Origin of the sequence: Thermoleptolyngbya sichuanensis A183, from assembly GCF_013177315.1 — a bacterium.
Lineage (GTDB): Bacteria > Cyanobacteriota > Cyanobacteriia > Elainellales > Elainellaceae > Thermoleptolyngbya > Thermoleptolyngbya sichuanensis.
This window is the reverse complement of record NZ_CP053661.1, coordinates 3,828,898-3,847,920: the sequence shown is the minus strand read 5'-3', so window position 1 is coordinate 3,847,920 and position 19,023 is coordinate 3,828,898. Positions and strand designations below refer to the sequence as shown.

General features: G+C 56.4%; 11 protein-coding genes. 8 read left to right on the top strand and 3 right to left on the bottom strand.

The window, feature by feature from the left end; genetic code table 11:
• The first annotated feature begins 107 nt into the window (after positions 1–107).
• The 3 genes from crcB (HPC62_RS15930) to HPC62_RS15920 are packed head-to-tail and all read left to right on the top strand — an operon-like array spanning position 108 to position 3,088.
• Positions 108–524 carry a fluoride efflux transporter CrcB gene (gene crcB / locus HPC62_RS15930; RefSeq protein ID WP_172357257.1) on the top strand — a complete coding sequence of 139 codons (417 nt, stop codon included), beginning with the start codon at positions 108–110 and terminating at the stop codon, positions 522–524.
• Positions 525–546: 22 nt separating this feature from the next.
• On the top strand, positions 547–960 hold the full coding sequence (gene crcB / locus HPC62_RS15925; protein ID WP_172357255.1) for a fluoride efflux transporter CrcB: 414 nt from the start codon (positions 547–549) through the stop codon (positions 958–960).
• A 34-nt stretch (positions 961–994) separates the two neighbouring features.
• A complete protein-coding gene (locus HPC62_RS15920; protein WP_172357253.1) occupies positions 995–3,088 on the top strand; it encodes a cation:proton antiporter domain-containing protein in 2,094 nt (697 codons plus the stop codon).
• A 74-nt stretch (positions 3,089–3,162) separates the two neighbouring features.
• On the opposite strand, the gene HPC62_RS15915 is transcribed toward HPC62_RS15920, so the two are convergent.
• Entirely contained in the window at positions 3,163–3,831 is a 669-nt protein-coding gene (locus HPC62_RS15915; protein WP_172357251.1) for a Uma2 family endonuclease, read from the bottom strand.
• 573 nt (positions 3,832–4,404) lie between these two features.
• Between HPC62_RS15915 and HPC62_RS15910 the strand changes: the two genes are divergently transcribed.
• From HPC62_RS15910 to HPC62_RS15890, 5 genes are all read left to right on the top strand, one after another.
• On the top strand, positions 4,405–6,378 hold the full coding sequence (locus HPC62_RS15910) for a PAS domain S-box protein (protein WP_225906680.1): 1,974 nt from the start codon (positions 4,405–4,407) through the stop codon (positions 6,376–6,378).
• A 224-nt stretch (positions 6,379–6,602) separates the two neighbouring features.
• Complete coding sequence (locus HPC62_RS15905; RefSeq protein ID WP_225906679.1) at positions 6,603–8,045, top strand: GAF domain-containing protein; 1,443 nt, start codon at positions 6,603–6,605, stop codon at positions 8,043–8,045.
• A gap of 454 nt (positions 8,046–8,499) precedes the next feature.
• Positions 8,500–14,814 (top strand): PAS domain S-box protein, encoded by a 6,315-nt coding sequence (locus tag HPC62_RS15900; protein WP_172357249.1) that lies wholly within the window; start codon positions 8,500–8,502, stop codon positions 14,812–14,814.
• A 329-nt stretch (positions 14,815–15,143) separates the two neighbouring features.
• Positions 15,144–16,778 (top strand): bifunctional pantoate--beta-alanine ligase/(d)CMP kinase, encoded by a 1,635-nt coding sequence (locus HPC62_RS15895; protein ID WP_172357247.1) that lies wholly within the window; start codon positions 15,144–15,146, stop codon positions 16,776–16,778.
• A 51-nt stretch (positions 16,779–16,829) separates the two neighbouring features.
• Entirely contained in the window at positions 16,830–17,498 is a 669-nt protein-coding gene (locus tag HPC62_RS15890) for a type I restriction endonuclease subunit R (protein WP_172357245.1), read from the top strand.
• 226 nt (positions 17,499–17,724) lie between these two features.
• Here HPC62_RS15890 and HPC62_RS15885 read toward each other — a convergent pair whose 3' ends face one another.
• Together HPC62_RS15885 and HPC62_RS15880 are read right to left on the bottom strand one after the other, a co-directional pair.
• The gene (locus HPC62_RS15885; RefSeq protein WP_172357243.1) at positions 17,725–17,940 is read right to left on the bottom strand and encodes a hypothetical protein; all 216 of its coding nucleotides are present in this window, start codon (positions 17,938–17,940) and stop codon (positions 17,725–17,727) included.
• Positions 17,941–18,144: 204 nt separating this feature from the next.
• On the bottom strand, positions 18,145–18,897 hold the full coding sequence (locus tag HPC62_RS15880; protein ID WP_172357241.1) for a GerMN domain-containing protein: 753 nt from the start codon (positions 18,895–18,897) through the stop codon (positions 18,145–18,147).
• Positions 18,898–19,023 lie beyond the last annotated feature (126 nt).

Below are 19,023 nucleotides of genomic sequence, written 5' to 3'. Positions count from 1 at the left end.
CAGGCGATTTGTACTGCGACTGGTACTCAGTGGCTTGTGAGTGGCTTGTGAGTGACTCGTGAGTGACTCGCGCTAGGGCGATCGCCCCTCTCTCCTTCTGCAAACCCATGCTGCAAAATCCCGCTTTCCGAACCCCAATGGCGATCGCCCTGGGTGCTATCCTGGGTGCCCTCAGCCGCCATTTCCTCAGCAGTTGGATTTCCCACTGGGTCGGCTCTGACTTGCCCATCGGCACGCTGCTGATAAACCTGACGGGCTGTTTTGGCATGGGGCTATTGGCGACGCTGTTTGGCCAGCGGGTGCTGGGTCATGCGCCCGAACTCCAGCTCATGCTAACGACGGGGTTTCTCGGCTCCTACACTACCTTTTCCAGCTACGAGCTAGACTTGGCACGGCTGGCTTATCAGCGAGAACTGGCAGCCGATGGGCTGTATTGGGGCGCGAGTACCTTGCTGGGGTTTGGCAGCCTGCTGCTGGGGGTGTGGGTTGCTAGGGCGATCGCCCCGCCTGTCACCCTGGATTGATCCAAACTACCCCTCCCTCATCATGTCTGCTGGATCAGATTCGCTACCGCTAACTGTGCTGCTCATTTCTCTGGGTGCGGTGCTGGGCGCATGGAGCCGCTACTACGTCACCCGGTTTTGCTCCCGGCGGTTTGGGCTGGACTTTCCGGTGGGGACGCTGCTGGTGAACCTGTCTGGGTCGCTGCTGATGGGCATGGCAGCGGGGCTGTTTCGCATTCGCTTTTCGCTGCCCAATCTGGATCACCTGTTTATGGTTGGTTTTTTCGGCTCCTATACGACCTTTTCCACATATGCGCTGGATGTGTATTCCCTGTTCCGACGAAAGGCGATCGCCCCAGCGCTGCTCTTTTGGCTGGGCAGCCCGCTGGCGGGGTTTCTGTGCGTAGAACTGGGCATCGTGCTGGCGCTCTGGCTCACGAGAGGAATTTCCTCCTAAGAGCAGGGTGAAGAATTCCAACAGGCAGATTAGGATGATGCTGACACGTTTGCACATCCAAGGGTTGCCTGTGGTTCTTCAACCTGCCCTCGTGGCGTTCATTTTCCGGCCGATTACCGACCCAGTGGCAGTGTTTTTGGTGATCATCGCCATCATGCTGGTGTCGCCGCTGGTGTTTGAGCGGATTCGACTGCCGGGGATTGTGGGGCTGATTTTGGCTGGGCTGATTGTGGGGCCCTACGGGCTGAACATTTTGGAGCGCGACAGCACGATTGTCCTGCTGGGCACGGTGGGGCTGCTGTTTCTCATGTTTATGGCGGGGCTGGAAACCAGCCTGGATGATTTGAAAACCAATGCCAGGGGCGCAATTTCCTTCGGACTGGCCACGTTTCTGATTCCCATGCTGATGGGCACAGTGGCTATGCTGCTGTTGGGCTACTCGTTTTTGGCGGCGATCCTGGTTGCATCGTGCTTCGCGTCGCACACGCTGCTGTCTCTGCCCATTGCTAGCAAGCTAGGCATCATGCGGACGCAGACGGTCACCATTACGCTGGGCGGCACGCTGATTACCAACGTGCTGGCGCTGCTGGTGCTGGCGGTGGTGGTGAAGGCGCACCAGGGCGATTTGACGCTGAGCTTTTGGCTGTTTCTGATTCCGTCGCTGGCAATCTATACCTTCGCAACCCTGTGGGGAGTGCCGCGCATCGGGCGCTGGTTTTTTCAGCGGTTTGGACACGACGAAGGGGCCGAATTTACCTTTGTGGTGGCGGCGCTGTTTTTAGTGTCCTACGTGGCGCGGCTGATCGAGATTGAGCCGATTATTGGCGCGTTTTTGGCGGGCGTGGCGATCGCCCCCCTGATCCCCCAGTTCAGCCCGCTGATGAATCGGATTCAGTTCATCGGCAACAGCCTGTTTGTGCCGTTTTTTCTGATTTCGGTGGGGATGTTGGTGAACCCGCTGATTCTGCTTCAGGAACCCAAGTCGATTGCGGTGGCGGCGGTGATGGTGGGCGTGGCAATTGTGGCAAAGTATCTACCCGCCTGGATGACGAGCAAGTGGTTTCGCCTCAGCACCCCCAGCATGATGGTCATGTTTGGGCTGTCGGTGGCGCAGGCGGCTTCCACCCTGGCGGCGATCACTGTTGCCTACAATATCGAACTCGTGGATCAGCCGACCGTGAATGGCACGATCATGATGATTTTGGTGACCTGCATCGCGTCGCCGTGGATTACCTCGCGCTGGGGCGATCGCATCCCCCTTGCCTCCGACACCGCGACCGAACCCGCCTCGACGCTGGTTGCCGATTCGCAAAAAGAACTGAAAACTGTGCCGCTCCGAGTGCTAGTGCCTGTGGCAAATCCCGATACCGAAGCAAACCTGCTGCAACTGGCGCTGATTTTGGTCTGCTCGACGGAGGGGACGCTGCTGCCACTGCACGTCCTGCCCGATTCGCAAGACTGGCTGACAGCGGCAGATCGCAGCCAGCAAGCCATGCTATTGGGCGCGGCCGAAACCCTGGCCAACGCCGCCGCCGCAGAGGTGGAACCGATTGGACGGATCGACGACTCTATCGATCGGGGCATCTTGCGGACGGCGCAGGAGCGGGAGGCAAACCTGATCGTCTGCGGCTGGAAGGGCTTTTCCACCTACCGCGACCACCTGTTTGGCAGCGTGATCGACAACGTGGTGCGGCGGGCGGGCATTCCTGTCTTGGTGACGCGGCTGATGCAGCCGATGAACACGGTAAAGCGGGTGCTGCTGGTGGTGACGGCGGAAGACTTTGCCTCGCCCCAGTTTGCCGACGCGCTGGCGCTGGTGAAGGGGCTGGCGACGGGGCTAAAGGCGACCTTTGTGCTGGGACTGGCGATGTCGGATGAGGCGATCGCCACTAATCAACTCGATTCCCTCAAAAGCGAACTGAAGGATTCGGTCTATCCGCTGCACGGCGACATCGTTCGCAGCCTGTCGTATATCCTCGACCCAAACGATTTGCTGATACTGCTGCACGAAACGCGGTCCTACGCCCCCTACGCCTTCGGCCAGCCGACGCTGGGCGTGACTCCAGAGGCGATCGCCCGCCAATATCGCGCCGTCTCAATGGCGATCGTCAACCTGCCTAGCAGCTAAACCCGCCTGCAAACGCAGCCCGCAAACCATCCGCCAATTGCGTCACGTCAGTTCAATTGCGTCAGTTCTGAGTGTTAACGAAGCGCACTCAAAAACGCCTGGTGTTCTGGGCTGCTAATGCCAGCTTGAAGAACCTGCAGCACCAAGCTGAGATCGCCAGAGAGCAGGGCTTCGCTTGCTAACCACAGGCCCGGAAACTCCTGACTGCACAGAATACCCGACGCATTCGCGGCGAGCGATCGATATTCTCCAGCCTCCAGGCAGAACCAATCAATCTGCTGGCTGTAGGTGCGCCAGACCATGTACTCTCGAATCCCATTGCGGCGATAGACTCGAAGCTTGTCGTGTAAGTCGTAGGATGCGCTACTGGCGGCAACTTCAACAACTAATTCGGGGGAACCTTCGATATAGTCCTCTTCATTAATCCAGGAGCCTCCCCCTTCCTTGAGCCGCAATATCGCATCAGGCTGAGGTTCGTTGTCTGCATCTAGGCGCACCGTGGGATTATCGTAAAGCTCAATGCCCGGAGTAGCGGCTTTATACGTCCACAGCCAGCCCATGATGTCGCCGTGCGGCTTGCCGTGAGCTTCGGCACGCAACGGGGATGCCACGTAAACCACTCCTTCAATCAGTTCAGCTTTTTTGAGGTTGGGCATGGCCCGATAGCGCCGCTCGAACTCATCACGGGTCAGGCGATCGCCGCTCTCTAAAGGAGGAATTTTGATGAGTCGTTCCGCCGTCATGCTGGAGAGGTTAGGCTATCTCTGCAATTTACGGTTCTTCGCAACTTGCGTTCATTTTAAGCATCTTACAGTCACGTTACGGTCATTTTAGCAAAGCAACTTGGGTTAGCCGCCTCTCTTAGCGCGACGGAAGGATTCACTGCCAACCCAGCAGCAGCGAATGAGAATCTCTGACTGCGCAAGGACAACGCCACTTGAGTAAAGGACGCTTATAGAGATATAGAGAGCGTATAGAGAAATTTAGATTGTATAAATTGCAACTCCGGGGCTGTCCTCAGTGTTCAGAATTCCCTCGAATAGGGAATTTTTAAACCAGTCATAAGTAGGTGGACATTAATAAATATAAAACCCAAAGACCCTGCGCCGCCCGCGCAGCGGGCGGCGCAGGGTTCAGGATCTGTTTTTTAATCTGGTCTATCTACTTAAAAGCCAATTTCAATTTCTGTAGGACTTACGTAGTTGGACGATTTCTCGCGGGTGCAGCCCATGAGAAATCGTCCAAAACTCAAAAAACTCATCGCAAGTGCGTAAGTCCTGTTCTGGTTAGCGTTGATCGTGAATCTACCGGTAAATATGCCTGAACAAATTTATCAAGCCTCGGAGTGGGAAACCTTGCAGCAGCGGAATCAAGAGCTAGAGCAGAAGCTGCAACACCTGACGCAAGCCAATCGTGCCCTCATCCAGGAGGTTGAGCAACTCAGGCAGGCGGAAGTACGCCATCGGCAGGTCGAAGCGTCCCTCCAGCAATACGCCAATGAAATTGCCGATTTGTACAATCAAGTGCCCTGCGGCTATCACTCGATCGATCCAGACGGCATGATTATCCAGATCAACGACACAGAACTGGCGTGGCTGGGCTATCGCCGCGAGCAGGTTGTGGGTAAGATGCATGTCACCCAGTTGCTAACGCCAGAGGGGATTGCCCATTTTAAGGCGGGGTTTGAGGAGTTTAAGCAGCGGGGCGAAGCGAAAGATGTGGAGTTTGACCTGGTGTGTGCCGATGGCTCTATCTTACCTGTGCTATTGAATAGCACTGCAATCTATGACGCAGACGGCAACTACGTGATGAGCCGCTCTACGAGTGTGGATATCCGCGATCGCAAACAGTCTGAGGTGCAGTTGCGGAAGGCAAAAGCTGCGCTGGAATCAGTCGTCAGGGAACGCACACTGGAACTTCAGGCGACGGTGCTGCAACTCCGGCGAGAGCAGGAATTTACTCAGGTAGTCGTGGAAAATGTATCGGATGGCGTGGTGGCCTGCGATGCGGAGGGACGGCTGAAGTTGTTTAACCGAGCGGCCCGCGAGTGGCATGGCTGCGACCCGCGAGAGGTGCCGCCGGAACTGTGGGCGACGCTGTATGACCTGTACGAAGCAGATGGCATTACGCCGCTGGCGACCGAACGGATTCCGCTGCTGCGGGCGTTTCAGGGCGAGTCTGTGCGGCAGGCGGGCATGGCGATCGCCGCTCAGGGTCAGGAAACCCGCTACATTCTAGCCAGCGGCGATCCGCTGTTTGACGCGGCAGGGCAAAAAATTGGCGCAGTGGTGGCGATGCATGACATCACGGAGCGTCGGAAGTCAGAAGCCGCGCTGCGCCAGTCGGAAGCCCAACTGAGACAGCGAACCCAGGAGCTAGAAGCAGCGCTGAAAGAGCTACAGCGGACCCAATCGCAACTGGTGCAGAGCGAAAAAATGTCTTCCCTGGGGCAACTGGTGGCAGGCGTGGCCCATGAGATTAATAACCCCGTGAATTTTATCTACGGCAACCTGGCCCATGCCAACGCCTATATACAGGATTTGCTGAACTTGGTTTGGCTCTATCAGCAACACTATCCCAACCCGGTGCCTGCGGTTCAGCAAGAGATTCAGCACGTCGATTTAGATTTCTTACTCGCAGATTTGCCCAAGCTGCTGTCGTCGATGCGGGTGGGGGCCGAGCGGATTCAGAAGATTGTGGCTTCGCTGCGGACGTTTTCCCGCATGGACGAGGCAGAGTGCAAGGCGGTGGATATTCACGAAGGCATCGACAGCACGCTGATGATTCTGCAAAATTGCCTGAAGGCCAAGGGCGATCGCCCAGAAATTCAGGTCAATAAGCACTATGGCATCTTACCTTTGGTGGAATGCTACGCCGGTCAACTGAATCAGGTGTTTATGAACATTCTGGCGAATGCCATCGATGCGCTAGAGGAATCCTACGCGCTCGGCCGCTGGAACCCAAACATGCTGCCAAGCTTGGGCGATCGCCCCATAGACTCTCCCAGTGGGCCGATGATCACGATCCAGACTGAGCAGGTTAGCCCCAGTTCGATTGCGATTCGCATTGTCGACAACGGCATCGGCATGTCTGCTGCCGTCCAACAGCGCCTATTCGATCCGTTCTTTACCACCAAACCCGTCGGCAAGGGGACGGGCATGGGCCTCTCGATTAGCTACCAAATCATCACAGAGCGGCATCAGGGTACGCTACGTTGCTGCTCAGAAGTGGGCCAGGGCACTGAGTTTATGATTCAGATTCCGGTGATTCAGATTCCGGTGAGTCAGTAAGGGCGATCGCCACCTTCTTTTTTTGTTCAAGGGCGGCTCGATCGGGGGCGCGACAGCCTTTGGGTGAGGAGTAGGATACGGTAGCCAGTGATACAGAGCATCCGGGGCGATCGCAGGCTCAATGGTATAGAGAATTGCTAATGATATAGATAATTGATATAGGAAGAAGGTGAGCAGCCTGTTCAGGTCGTACCCCCCTTTTTTGGAGCGATTGCGAAACGTCGGTGTCCGAATCGTCTGCCAATTTTGTCGATGCAACGCGCCTGCTGATGGGCTTGCAGCAGGTCAGTTCGCTGGTGCAGCAGTTTGGGGACTGTCGAGAGCCAGAAGAAATGGTGCGCCGGGCCACAGACGGACTGGTGGAGGCGTTTGATTGTGCGTTTGCCCGCATCTGGCTGATGGAACCGGACGGGCAGTTTTTGCGGCTGGTGGCTTCGTCGGGATTATATACCCGGCTGGATGGCTCCTTTGCGCGAGTGCCCCTGGGGGCGTTTAAGGTGGGTAAAATTGCCCAAAATCGCATTCCGTTTTTGAGCAATAATCTCGCCAATGAAGCCTGGGTCAAGGATCGCGACTGGGCGATCGCCAACCAGATTACGGGCTTTGCGGGCTACCCGCTGGCGATTGGCGATCGCGTGATTGGCGTGCTGGCGGTCTTCAGCCATCGCCCACTGTCGCCAGAGTTTTTGGAGGTGCTGCAAAGCCTCTGCACCACGCTGGCCGTGATGATCAATGCGGGGCAGCGGCAGCGGCAGGAAGAAAGGGCGATCGCCGCTCTGCGTTCTGGCTCTCCCACGCCGCTGCTTTCGGAACAAATTGCCCAGTGGCTGCCGCCGACGCGCCTCAGCTTGGTGGGGACAGAGCGGGTGCTGTCTCCGGCGATCGCCTGTCTGTTTTTGCGGCTGGCGGAGGTGCTGCACGGGCTGTCTTGCACCTACTGCCGCCTCAGCTACGAGCCGCACCAGGTCATTCTAGAAGCGATGATTGCGCCGCCCAGCTTTGCAGCCCATCGCCTGCAAGACTGGAGTGAAGAAGCGTTTGGCGAGTTTCCGCTGGCGGCGGCCTGTTTGCGGGGCACGCTGCAACTCTTGCCCAACCTATCGCAGAACGTGCTGCAAGTGGTGTTGCAACTGCCCGACGCAGGGGCAGCAGCAGGGCCCGCCGTGCGCGTCGTTTGCACCCGTGCTATCGTGCAGCTTGCCCTGACGCAACTGGCTGTCCTGGCTGGACTCTCCGTCGTTCCATCTACAAGTCTGGCAGATGGCGCAGATCTGCCGCTCCTCACTGACGACCTAGCCGCCGCAGCCCAAGCCCGTCGGGTGCTGTGGCTGCAAACCCAGGCTCAGCCGTTGCCCACGCTGCCAGCCGCCGTTTTGGGACGGATTGACCTAGACATTACCCCAACGCAGTTGCGTCAGGCTGTTGAAACCGTGCTGCAAGACCGGCCCTGGCCGCCGACGCTGGGCGAAGAACTGAAGGGGCTATCGGAGCGAGAGCGCGAAATTTTGGGGCTGCTGGTGCAGGGATTGCGCGATCGCGACATTGCCGATCGGCTGATCCTCAGCGAAAGCACGATCAAGTTTCACCTCAACAACGTCCTGTCCAAGCTTCAGGTGCAGACTCGCTATCAGGCGATTTATCAGGCCACGCGCAATGGCTGGATTTAAAACCTTTGCGGAAGAGTGCAGCGATATTCGCGCCAGCAACTCTACTGAAGCAAGACTGCCATTCGGCATAGAAAATTCTCGACAATGAACATTCGATAAGTTTAATGAGATGAAGTATGGCTAATCGCAATGTTGCCGAGCCACAGCATCACCAAAATACGTAACGATAAAACAAGTAATAATCGCCCTGTATTCAGGACGCATAGGAATCGGCTCCATCCATTGATTTTTCGTAGATACAGCCCCATCAAATCCTTCCATTACAAATCAGCCTGAGTCGTTTTACGTCAGGCGAATAGGTCAATATCTTTCAATTCTTAAGGATTTCATTTTGCTAAAAGCGAAATGAAGATTTGCGTAGATTTGTCGGGTATTCTGGAACACTAGAAGCAAAAAACCATTTCTTAATAAATTCCTGTTGCCCTCGCTGCTAAACGCTCCACAGTTCATGTTTATGCATCTTTTCAAAAATCGCGCTTCGGATCAGCAAGCGGAAATGCAGGCTTGCTGTAAGTCAGTATTCCGCGAGGTTTTTCAGGCAACTCCGGCGGCGAGTCTGCTGCTGTCTTTTCCCGAAGGGCGGATTCTGGAAATCAACGAGGCGTTTTGTGAACTGGTGGGATGGAGCGCCAGCGAGATGGCGGGACGGCAGATTGCTAAGACGGGCATCTGGGCAGAGAAGGGCAGCTACACACGGCTTGTTCAGCAGATCCAGGCAGAGGGGAAAGTGAGCGCGATCGCCGATGTTTTTTGCACCCGCGCTGGCAGTCGCCGGCCGGTGCTGCTGTCGGCCCGTGCTATGTCGTTTGGCGACGAGCCGAGCCTCTGGATTACGGCGATCGCCCAGCCCACTGAACCCGTCGAATCTTCTCAGCCCGCGCCTCCGCACCTTGCCAGCCAGATTCTCGATCAGGCGGCGGCATCGATCGGGCAGATTCGCCTGTATCCCGATCGCCGCTGGCAGTATGACTATTGCTCCGCAGGCTGCGAGCGGGTGTTTGGCTTTACAAATGCAGAACTGATGGACGGCGCATGGCTGGAGCGGGTGCTGCCGGAAGATCGAGAAACGATGCCTTCTCAGGAAGTGGACACGCTTTTGGCTGGGCGATCGCAATGGAGAGAGTACCAATTTCTGCACAAAGATGGCAATCTGCGGTGGATTTCCAGCCACCTGTCGCCCCGCTGGGATGCCGCAGAAAACTGCTGGCGAGTTGTTTTTGTGGATACAGACATCACCGAGCAAAAGCGGCTAGAAGCGGAACTGCGAAACACTGCGACAGCCCTGCGCCAGAGTGAGGAACGGTTTCACCAAATTGCCAACAGCATCAAGCAATTTATCCTAATCCGCGATGCCCAGTCGAGGCAGTGTTTGTATGCCAGTCCGGGCTATGAAGCAATCTGGGGCCGCAGTTGCGAAAGCCTGTATCAAGACCGTGACTCTTGGATAGAGTCGGTGCATCCAGAGGATCGTCTAGAGGTAGAAGAAGTCGTAGAGCGCCAGTTTCAGGGCGATCGCATCCATCACGAATACCGAATCTTCCGACCCGACGGCACGCTCCGCTGGGTGCAGGCCGAGTTTTTTCCCGTCCTAGACGAAACGGGCGCATTTACTCGCTGTGCAGGCATTATCGAAGACATTACCGAGCGCAAACAGCTAGAAGCCGAGCGGCGGACCGCTGAGGAATCGCTGCGCCAGAGCGAAGAGAGATTCCAGCAAATCGCCAACCATGTCAACCAGCTTTTTCTGGTGTGCGATGCCAAAACGGGTGAATCCCTTTACGTTAGCCCGGCCTACGAGCGAATCTGGGGCCGCAGTTGCGAAAGCTTGTACCGCAATCCCCAGTCTTGGCTAGAGGCAGTGCATCCGGGCGATCGCCCCACGGTTCTCGCTTCCATTGCCAACCAACATCAGGGTGAAGCCGCGCATCGGGAATATCGCATCGTTCGCCCCGATGGAAGCATTCGCTGGGTGCGGGCAGATGTCTTCCCTGTTCGGGATGAGGCAGGCAGCATCATTCGCTTCGTGGGCTTTGCAGAAGATTTCACCGAGCGCAAACGGGCCGAACTAGCCCGCGACCTGGCCGAAGCCGCCCTGCGAGACTCAGAGAAGCGCTATGCGTCCTTTTTCCGCTGTAGCCCAGCGGCGATCGTCGTCTCCTGCCTGCCGACGGGGCAGTATATCGAGGTCAATCCCGCCTTCGAGCAATACACAGGCTATACCCGTGATGAAGTCATCGGACGCACTGCCGCCGAACTTGACCTGTGGGTAAATCTGCCCCAGCGAGAACAACTGCTGCAACAGGTGCAAACCAAGGGCGGCGCGACGGACATTGAGTTTCAACTGCGCCGCAAAGATGGCGAGATTCGCACGGTCTTGATGACGGCGGAGCGCTATGAAATCGACGGCTACGAGTATCTGATGACAGTTGGTGTGGATATTACTGACCGCAAGCAAGCCGAAGCCGCGCTGCAAGCCAGCGAGCAACACCGACGGCAGGCGCTAGAGCTAAGCCAGACGGGCAGTTGGGCGTTTGACGTGGCCACGGGCGAGGCAGTCTGGAGCGAGAGCCACTTCCGCCTAATGGGGCTGCGGCCGGGAGAGTATCCCAGCAACTACTATACCTGGCGCGATCGCGTCCATCCAGAAGATCTAGAGCGGGTAGAGCAGGCATTTCAGCAGGCGCTCGAACAGCACACGCTGCTAGAAGTCGAGTATCGCGTGGTGCATCCCGACGGCACCGAGCACTGGGTGCTGACCAAGGGCCAGGGGATTTATGACGAGCGCGGACAGCCCCTCCGCATGACGGGCGTAATGATAGACATCAGCGATCGCAAAGCGGCAAAACTTGCCCTCAAGCGGAAGGTACAGCGGGAACGGGCACTTAACCGAGTGATTCAGGCAATTCGTCAATCTCTAGACCTGGATGCGATCTTCAACACTGCAACCCAGGAAATTACACAACTGCTGGGCGCAGATCAGACCAACGTTATACAGCTTTTCTCCGAGCGCGGCTATTGGCAGATTGTAGCGAGCTACTGCGCCCACCCCGATTTGCCGGATGTGAAAGGGCTGCAAGTTCCGGATGCCGACAATCTCATCGCGGCCCGGCTCCGGCGTATGGAAATTGTCAAAATTGATGATGCTAGCCTGCTTGAAGACGACGTAAATCGCCAACTTGCAGAGCTTTTTCCAGGCTCTTGGCTGATCGCCCCAATGGCAATAGACGGCCGGGTTTGGGGCTGTCTCGCCGTAACCAAGAATCCAAGGACTGTTTGGACTGAGGAGCAATTTAGCTTAATTCATGCGCTGGTGGATCAACTGGCGATCGCCATTCAGCAGTCCGCCCTCTACCAGCGGTTGCAAGAGTCAGAGGCCAGCCTGAAGGACGTGCTAAACAATGCGATCGCCGCCGTGTGCAGCTTCCGCGTCTTTGGTGATCACGACTGGGTGTATGACTACTATTCCGCAGGGAGCCGAGCCGTCTATGGCTATGAACCCGAAGAACTCATGGCCGACAAGCATCTGTGGATGTCGCGAGTCCACCCTGATGACCTAGAACCCGTCATCCTGCCGCTTTACGACGTGATTTTTCAGGAGGGCACCTGCACCTACGAATATCGGTTCTACTGCAAAGACGGATCGCTGCGCTGGCACCTGGCCACGCTCACGGCCCGCCGAGATGCGATCGCCGACTGCTGGATTGCGACCGTGATTACTGTCGATATTACTGGGCGCAAACAGGCCGAAGAAGAATTGGTCGCCAGCCAGAAGCTATACAAATCTCTGACTGATGTGCTGCCGCTGTATCTCTATCGCAAAGATCGGCACGATCGCATTACGTTCGCCAACCCCGCCTATCTTAATTTCTTAGGCATGACCCTAGAAGAGTGCCTAGGCAAGACCACCCCCGACATTGTGCCGCATGATTTGGCCACGCATTGCCTTGCGGCAGATGAGCAAATCCTGCAAACCGGAGAACCTGTCAGCCGTGTTGAAATGTCGGAAGCCACGGGCGATCGCCAATACTTCCAAAGCATGAAAAGCCCGGTGTTTGACGCTGACGGGCAAATCGTAGAAATTCAAGGACTCTGCTGGGAGATCACCGACCGCATCAAAACTGAGAAATCTCTGGAAATGCACAGCCTGATCGTGCAGAACATGGCCGAAGGCGTGTGCTTGGTGCGGGCGAGCGACGGCATCATCGTCTACGCCAACCCCAAATTCGAGGCCATGTTTGGCTACGAAAGTGGCGGACTCAACGGCAAACACGCCTCCGTCGTGAACTACGAAGACGACACACTGGATGCCCAGGAAGTCCATCGCAACATCACCTATCACCTTGATACCTACGGCGAATATACCTACACCATCTGCAACCGCAAAAAAGACGGCACACCCTTTTGGTGCCGAGCTACCACCGTTCGGTTCGACCATCCCGACTATGGCATGGTCTATGTCGCCGTCCACGAAGACATCACCGAGCGGCGGCAGGCAGAATTGGCGCTTCAGGAAATGAGCGCCGCCATGAGCAACGCTATCGAGGGCATTGCGCGGCTCGACCCACAGGGACAATATCTGTCTGTCAACCGAGCCTACGCTCGGATCATGGGCTATGAGCCAGCAGACATGATCGGGATGAATTGGCGGCAAACCGTTCACCCCGAAGAACTGGCGACGGCGATCGCAGGCTATGAGTCTATGCTGCAACATGGCAAGGCCGAGCTAGAACTGCGGGGACTCCGCAAGGATGGCTCTATCTTCTATAAGCAGGCCATTATGGTGGCTGCCTACAACCAGGAAGGGCAGTTCACCGGACATCACTGTTTTATGAGAGATATCAGCGATCGCAAACAGGCAGAAGCCGCCCTCGCCAGAGAATTAGCCCGCAGCAAAGCCCTGTTTGAGGCATCCGTAGATGGCATCGTGGTGATGTCCCAGGGGCGAGTGATAGAAGCCAATCCCAGCTTTGCCCGGATGCTGGGCTATTCGCTAGAGGAAGTCCAGTCCCTGACGGTCGCCGATTGGGAAGCGAAGTGGACCGCAGAGGAACTGGTGCAAATCAAGGCCGAGTTTAAAGACCGGAGCCATCGGTTTGAAACGCGCCATCGCCGCAAAGATGGCTCGATCTACGAAGTTGAAATTAGCGCCAATCCGGTCAATTGGGATGGGCAAACGGTGCAGCTTTGTATTTGTCGGGATGTGAGCGATCGCAAACGCACCGAGCTAGAGCTAAAGCAGGCCAAAGAAACCGCTGAGGCTGCCAATTCTGCCAAGAGTACATTCCTGGCCAACATGAGCCACGAACTCCGCACCCCGCTCAACGCCATCCTTGGATTTAGCCAGCTTCTAGCCTACGATCCCCTGCTCAACGACAGCCAGCGAGAGCAGTTAGAAATTATTAACCACAGCGGCGAACATTTGCTGAGTTTGATCAACGACATTTTAGAAGTCTCGAAGATCGAAGCCGGTCGAATTAAGCTCAACACTAGTAGCTTTGACTTGTATCAACTGCTGGATGGACTGATGCAACTGTTGCGCTTCAAGGCATCCGAGAAAAGTATTTCACTGGTGCTAGATCGCGCCCCAAACCTGCCGCAGTATATCGTGACGGATGAAGGCAAGCTGCGACAAATCTTACTCAACTTACTCAGCAATGCCATCAAGTTTACCAAGGCGGGTAGCGTGACTTTGCGGGCTTTGGTTGCCGAAGCACCTGACCACTTGCCCAATGACTCTTCGCAGCCGAACACCCCCCAAACCCAGCGACTCCAGTTTGAAGTCATCGACACGGGCTGTGGCATTGCGGCGGAGGAAATTGAAGACTTGTTTAATGCCTTTGTCCAGGCGAAGCATAGTCAACAAGCCAGTGAGGGCACAGGGTTGGGGCTGACGATTAGCCGTCACTTTGTAAACTTGATGGGTGGCGATATCCGCGTTCAAAGCGTCTTGGGGCAGGGCAGCACTTTCGCCTTTGAAATTCAGGTGCAGGTGAAAGACGCTGCGGCTGTGTTGCTGCCTGTCGAAACTCGCCGCGTGCTGACGCTGGCGCAAGATCAGGGCCCCTGCCGGATTCTGATTGTCGAAGACCAATGGCAGAATCGGCAGTTTTTGGTGGAGATGCTTGCGTCCATTGGGTTTGAGCTAAAGGAAGCAACCAATGGCTATGAGGCGATCGCCTGCTGGTCTACCTGGCAACCCGATCTAATCCTGATGGATTTGCGAATGCCAGGAATGAATGGGTTCGACGCGGTTCGACAAATCCGCCAGGATGAACAGACACTCAGATCTCAAATTCAAACGCGAAGCAACACAGATTATCCCCCAATTAAGACCGCTAAAATTATTGCGCTGACGGCGGATGCGTTTGAAGAAACCAAGGTCACAGCGCTGGCGGCCGGTTGCGACGATTTTATTCGCAAGCCCGTACAAGAGAGCCTGCTGCTGACCAAGATTGCTGAACATTTGGGCGTTCAATATGTCTATGAAATGGCTGAAACGCGGCAACCGGAAGCGAATGAATCTGCGGAAAATTTAGACAAAAATTTAGACAACGATCTATCGTTCATGCCTGTGGAATGGATCGCCGAATTGCATCAGGCTGCAACAGAAGGATTTGACGATCGCGTTTTGCAACTGGTGCGGCAAATTCCGCCAGATTATTCCCGCTTGGCTAGCGCTTTAACCCACTGGGCAACAAACTTCCAGTTCGAGTCTATTACTCAACTGACGCAGCCGCTCATCGAATACGAGGCAGACTCAGCACCCTAGAGCCAGAGATTCAGCCCCGGAAGGGCTGTGATTGGCGTGCTGTGGATTGAAAACAGCGCCGATGCAGAATTTTTCGCAGGCTGTACTCGCGAGAAATCGTTCGATCGGGGCTGGATCGAGGCGCGACTTGGCAGCCTCCAGATTTGCCCATCGGGAAACTCTGATTAGAATCTTGAGTGTGGGGATCGGGCGCGATCGCCCCAAAAACTCCCAAACACTTATCCCAAACACTTATTAGGCACGGATTAAATTTTGCGGAACATTCCCCATGAATAGGACAGAATCATCGAAACCAGACATGCTATGCAAGAGCCTTGCAGGGGGACGGAGTGCGGCTGTTTAAGACCATTGCAGGACTGCGCTCCTATCTTGCGTCGTGTCGTCAGGGGGCAGACGGTGCAGCAACCACGCAGGCCGGGCGATCGCTCGGTCTAGTGCCCACGATGGGCGCACTGCACGAGGGACACCTCAGCCTGATTCGCCGCGCCCGCCAGGAAAACGCCGTGGTTGCTGTCAGCATTTTCGTCAACCCGCTGCAATTTGGCCCGCAAGAAGATTTTCACAAGTATCCCAAAATGCTGGAGCAAGACAGCCAGTTCTGCGAAACAGCAGGGGTAGATGTAATTTTTGCCCCCAGCGCCGAGGAACTGTATGGCGGACGCAGCGGCTCCAGAAAGGATATACTGACGCAGGTGATTCCGCCGCAGGCGATGATGGCGGTGCTGTGTGGGCCGCATCGGCCGGGGCACTTTGAAGGCGTGGCGACGGTGGTGGCAAAGTTGCTCAACATCGTGCAGCCCGATCGCGCCTATTTTGGGCAAAAAGACGCTCAGCAGCTTGCCATTTTGCGGCGGGTTGTGGCGGATTTGAACCTGCACGTAGAGCTGGTTGCCTGTCCTACGGTGCGCGAAGCTAGCGGGCTGGCCCTGAGTTCGCGCAACCAATACCTTTCGCCAGAGGAGCGATCGCACGCTGCTGCCCTTTATCGCAGCCTGCATCGGGCTGAGCAGGCGTTTCACCAGGGCATTCGCAAGAGTCAGGAGCTAATTTCAATTGTGAAGGAAGAGTTATCAACCGTCGCGGCGGTGCGGCCGCAGTATGTGGAACTGGTGCATCCAGAAACGATGGTGCCGCTGGCCGAAGTGGAGGAGCGCGGGCTAGTGGCGATCGCTGCTCATTTGGGCAGCACGCGCCTGATCGACAACATCGTGCTGAGCGCCCGCAAGCCGATTATTGCCATCGACGGCCCTGCCGGAGCCGGAAAATCTACCGTTGCCCGCCGCGTCGCGGCCGAACTGGGTCTGCTGTATCTCGACACGGGAGCCATGTATCGTGCGGTGACTTGGCTGGTGCAGCAGTCAGGCGTGGAGATTTCGGACGAAGCGGCGATCGCCGAACTGGTGAGCCAGAGCGAGATTGAGCTAGTCCAGGGGGACGTTGATGCTGGAGGAACAGCGCCTCATGCCCTTATGCCTTCACGCCTTCACTCCAGTACGCCCGCTCCGCTGACGGTTTTGATCAACGGGCAGGATGTGACCCGCGAGATTCGCACACCCCAGGTCTCGGCGCAGGTGTCGGCGATCGCCGCCCAGGGCGAAGTCCGCAGAGCGCTGGTAAAGCAGCAGAAAGAATACGGTCGGCGCGGCGGCGTGGTGATGGACGGGCGCGACATTGGCACGCAGGTCTTTCCCGATGCCGAACTCAAGATTTTTCTGACGGCTTCGGTGCAGGAGCGGGCCCGCCGCCGCCAGCTTGACTTGAAGGAGCAGGGTCAGCCAGAGGTGTCTTTGGAAACCCTGGAACGAGCCATCTTTGAACGCGACCAAAAGGACAGCAGCCGCAAAATTTCGCCGCTTCGCAAAGCCGACGATGCTATCGAACTGGTGACGGATGACCTGACGATCGAGGCGGTCGTGGAAAAGATTATTTGCCTGTACCGCGATCGCCTGTCGTCCGGCTTGTAAGCCTAAGTGGGCTTGCGTAGACCCTCAGCAGAGCAGCAGTAAACTGGAAGCATGACGCAACCCACTGCCATCACAACAGCCATCACCAACCTGAAGGAAGCTCAGGAGCGCTTTAATCTGCAACTGGCTGAGAGTGCAGATTTCTTCATCGAGTGGTTCACGGAGTTGCCAGGGCTGACCCATGCGGAAACAGCGGCTCTAGACCGCTTGAAGCAGCGCTATCAATACTACGCGGCCGATGGTTCAATCACCGAAGGAACAGTCGATGTCATTCTAGTGTCACCGCTGCTGGAATTGCTGGGTCTGTGCGATCCGCCCTACAAAATCCGGGCAGAAAAATATGTGCAGATCGAAATTGAAGATGGCGATCGGCGGCTTCAGGGGCTAATTGATGTGTTGGTGGTTCAAGACCAGCTTTGGCTAGTGCTGATTGAAAGCAAGCGGTTTGGATTTAGCGTCTTGCAGGCACTCCCGCAGACCCTTGCTTACCTATCGGCGGCTCCTCAAAGCGATCGCCCCGTCTATGGGCTAATCACCACAGGCGAAGACTATCTGTTTGTCAAGCTAGATGGGCGATCGCGCCAGTATGACTTGTCAGACAAGTTCACCCTAACGACTCGACGAGACAATCAGCTTTACACCGTTGCTCAGGTGATCAAACGCCTCATGCACGCAAGCGGCTCGCCCGCAACCGAGTCTAACGGCTACTCAAAGGGCTAATTAACTTGAAGGGCTAATTAAAAGTTAATCAAAACGCAATATGCAACTTTACCGATCTCCCTCACTCTGAATGCCTCTCCCAGAGCGGGAGAGACTTCAAGCCTCTCTTGCTCCCCTTCTCCTGATCTGGGAGAGGGGGTTGGGGGATGAGGGCAAACTGAACGTTGCACATCGCGTTAATCCATCGCGTTAATCAAAGGCTAATCAGGCTAATCATAATCAAAGGCTAATCAATCGAGATGGACTGCGGCCCGCTGCCATTGCTGCTGCTGGGCGGCGCATCACTAGCAGAAACACTGCTGCCTGCTTGCTGATCTAGCCAGCTTTTCACGGGGTCGTCGTTGAGATTTAGCCGGAATAATCCTGAGAAAAAGCCCCCCAAAAAGGCGACCGGGTGGCTGGTGATTTCTCGAACGACAGGCGTTAGCTCATCCAAAAACATGGGTTTCTCCGCTGCGGATTCTAGTCTAGGCAGAATTTTAGCCTGAGTCAGCAATCTAGTGGCGATCGCCCTCGGCAAATCCGGGGCAGATTCCCGCTTGCCCCCCGATCCTAGCGCAAATTTCTGGACCTCGCAGCGGCCAGACTGGCTCCCAGTAGCGCCCTTCACCTGCTCATCAGGCCATTCCAGTTCTACAGCAAGGTGCTACAGCGAGAAATCTTCGGCAATGTCCGCCCGCGAGGTGGGCTGGTTGACCAGAATTCCCTCGCCGCCCAGCACCTCCAGCGGCTTGCCTTCGATGGTGATCCACACCTTTGCGTTGGGGTCTAGGGTGGTTGCGGTGTAAACCACCTGCGCCAGCCGTCCAGTCATGGAGGTGCTGCCGCCGCCCTGGGTAAAGCTGTTGGATAAATCGACATGCACGCCATCGTCTTCTACCTCGACACTGCGGAGGGTCGTGTCGCGGGGAATTGTAGATCCTACTGTGTTGTCGCTGGGGCCGAGCAGCAGTGCCTCGAAGGTGGCTTTGAGGATTTCTTCAGGGCGATCGCCCGACTCAACAGACACCGAAGCCGGAACCAGCGTCGTCTTTTGACCGTCGTCCTTCAGCCAGTAAACCTGCACCGTCCGCTGTTGCACCACAGCGATCGGCTCACCCGTCGGCTCTGCGTTGGAGGGCGCATCCACTGCGGGTTCCTGCGCGATGGGTGGATTTTCGATGGGGGCTGCTAGGGGCGAGGGCGACACGGCGACGGTTGGCTCCGGCTGGGGCGCTCTGGAGGTGACCGTTTGCCAAGTGAACCAGGCCGTGGCGCTGCCCGCCGCCAGCACAACGCCTGCCAGCGCGGCAACTACGCCCACAGGCAACCGGGATGAGGAGGTAGACGATTCCGCCAGACCGGGCTGTTCGGTCGTGTTGGACGGCAGGGGCTGGTCTTGAAACGAGTGATTATCCATAGAAGCGTCCCCACGCTATAGGGGTAAGGGGTTGGGTTTGAAAAAAGTTTGGAAAACCAGTGGAGGGGAATGTCAATCTTCCTCAGAGGCGCTGCGAACAGAGTTGCTGAAAGCCCCGCAAAGGCT

Coding starts and splice junctions, on each gene's coding strand:
- crcB (WP_172357255.1), top strand. CDS start 547: ATGTCTGCTGGATCAGATTCGCTACCGCTAACTGTGCTGCTCATTTCT.
- HPC62_RS15910 (WP_225906680.1), top strand. CDS start 4,405: ATGCCTGAACAAATTTATCAAGCCTCGGAGTGGGAAACCTTGCAGCAG.
- HPC62_RS15880 (WP_172357241.1), bottom strand. CDS start 18,897: ATGGATAATCACTCGTTTCAAGACCAGCCCCTGCCGTCCAACACGACC.
- HPC62_RS15890 (WP_172357245.1), top strand. CDS start 16,830: ATGACGCAACCCACTGCCATCACAACAGCCATCACCAACCTGAAGGAA.
- crcB (WP_172357257.1), top strand. CDS start 108: ATGCTGCAAAATCCCGCTTTCCGAACCCCAATGGCGATCGCCCTGGGT.
- HPC62_RS15900 (WP_172357249.1), top strand. CDS start 8,500: ATGCATCTTTTCAAAAATCGCGCTTCGGATCAGCAAGCGGAAATGCAG.
- HPC62_RS15920 (WP_172357253.1), top strand. CDS start 995: ATGATGCTGACACGTTTGCACATCCAAGGGTTGCCTGTGGTTCTTCAA.
- HPC62_RS15885 (WP_172357243.1), bottom strand. CDS start 17,940: ATGTTTTTGGATGAGCTAACGCCTGTCGTTCGAGAAATCACCAGCCAC.
- HPC62_RS15915 (WP_172357251.1), bottom strand. CDS start 3,831: ATGACGGCGGAACGACTCATCAAAATTCCTCCTTTAGAGAGCGGCGAT.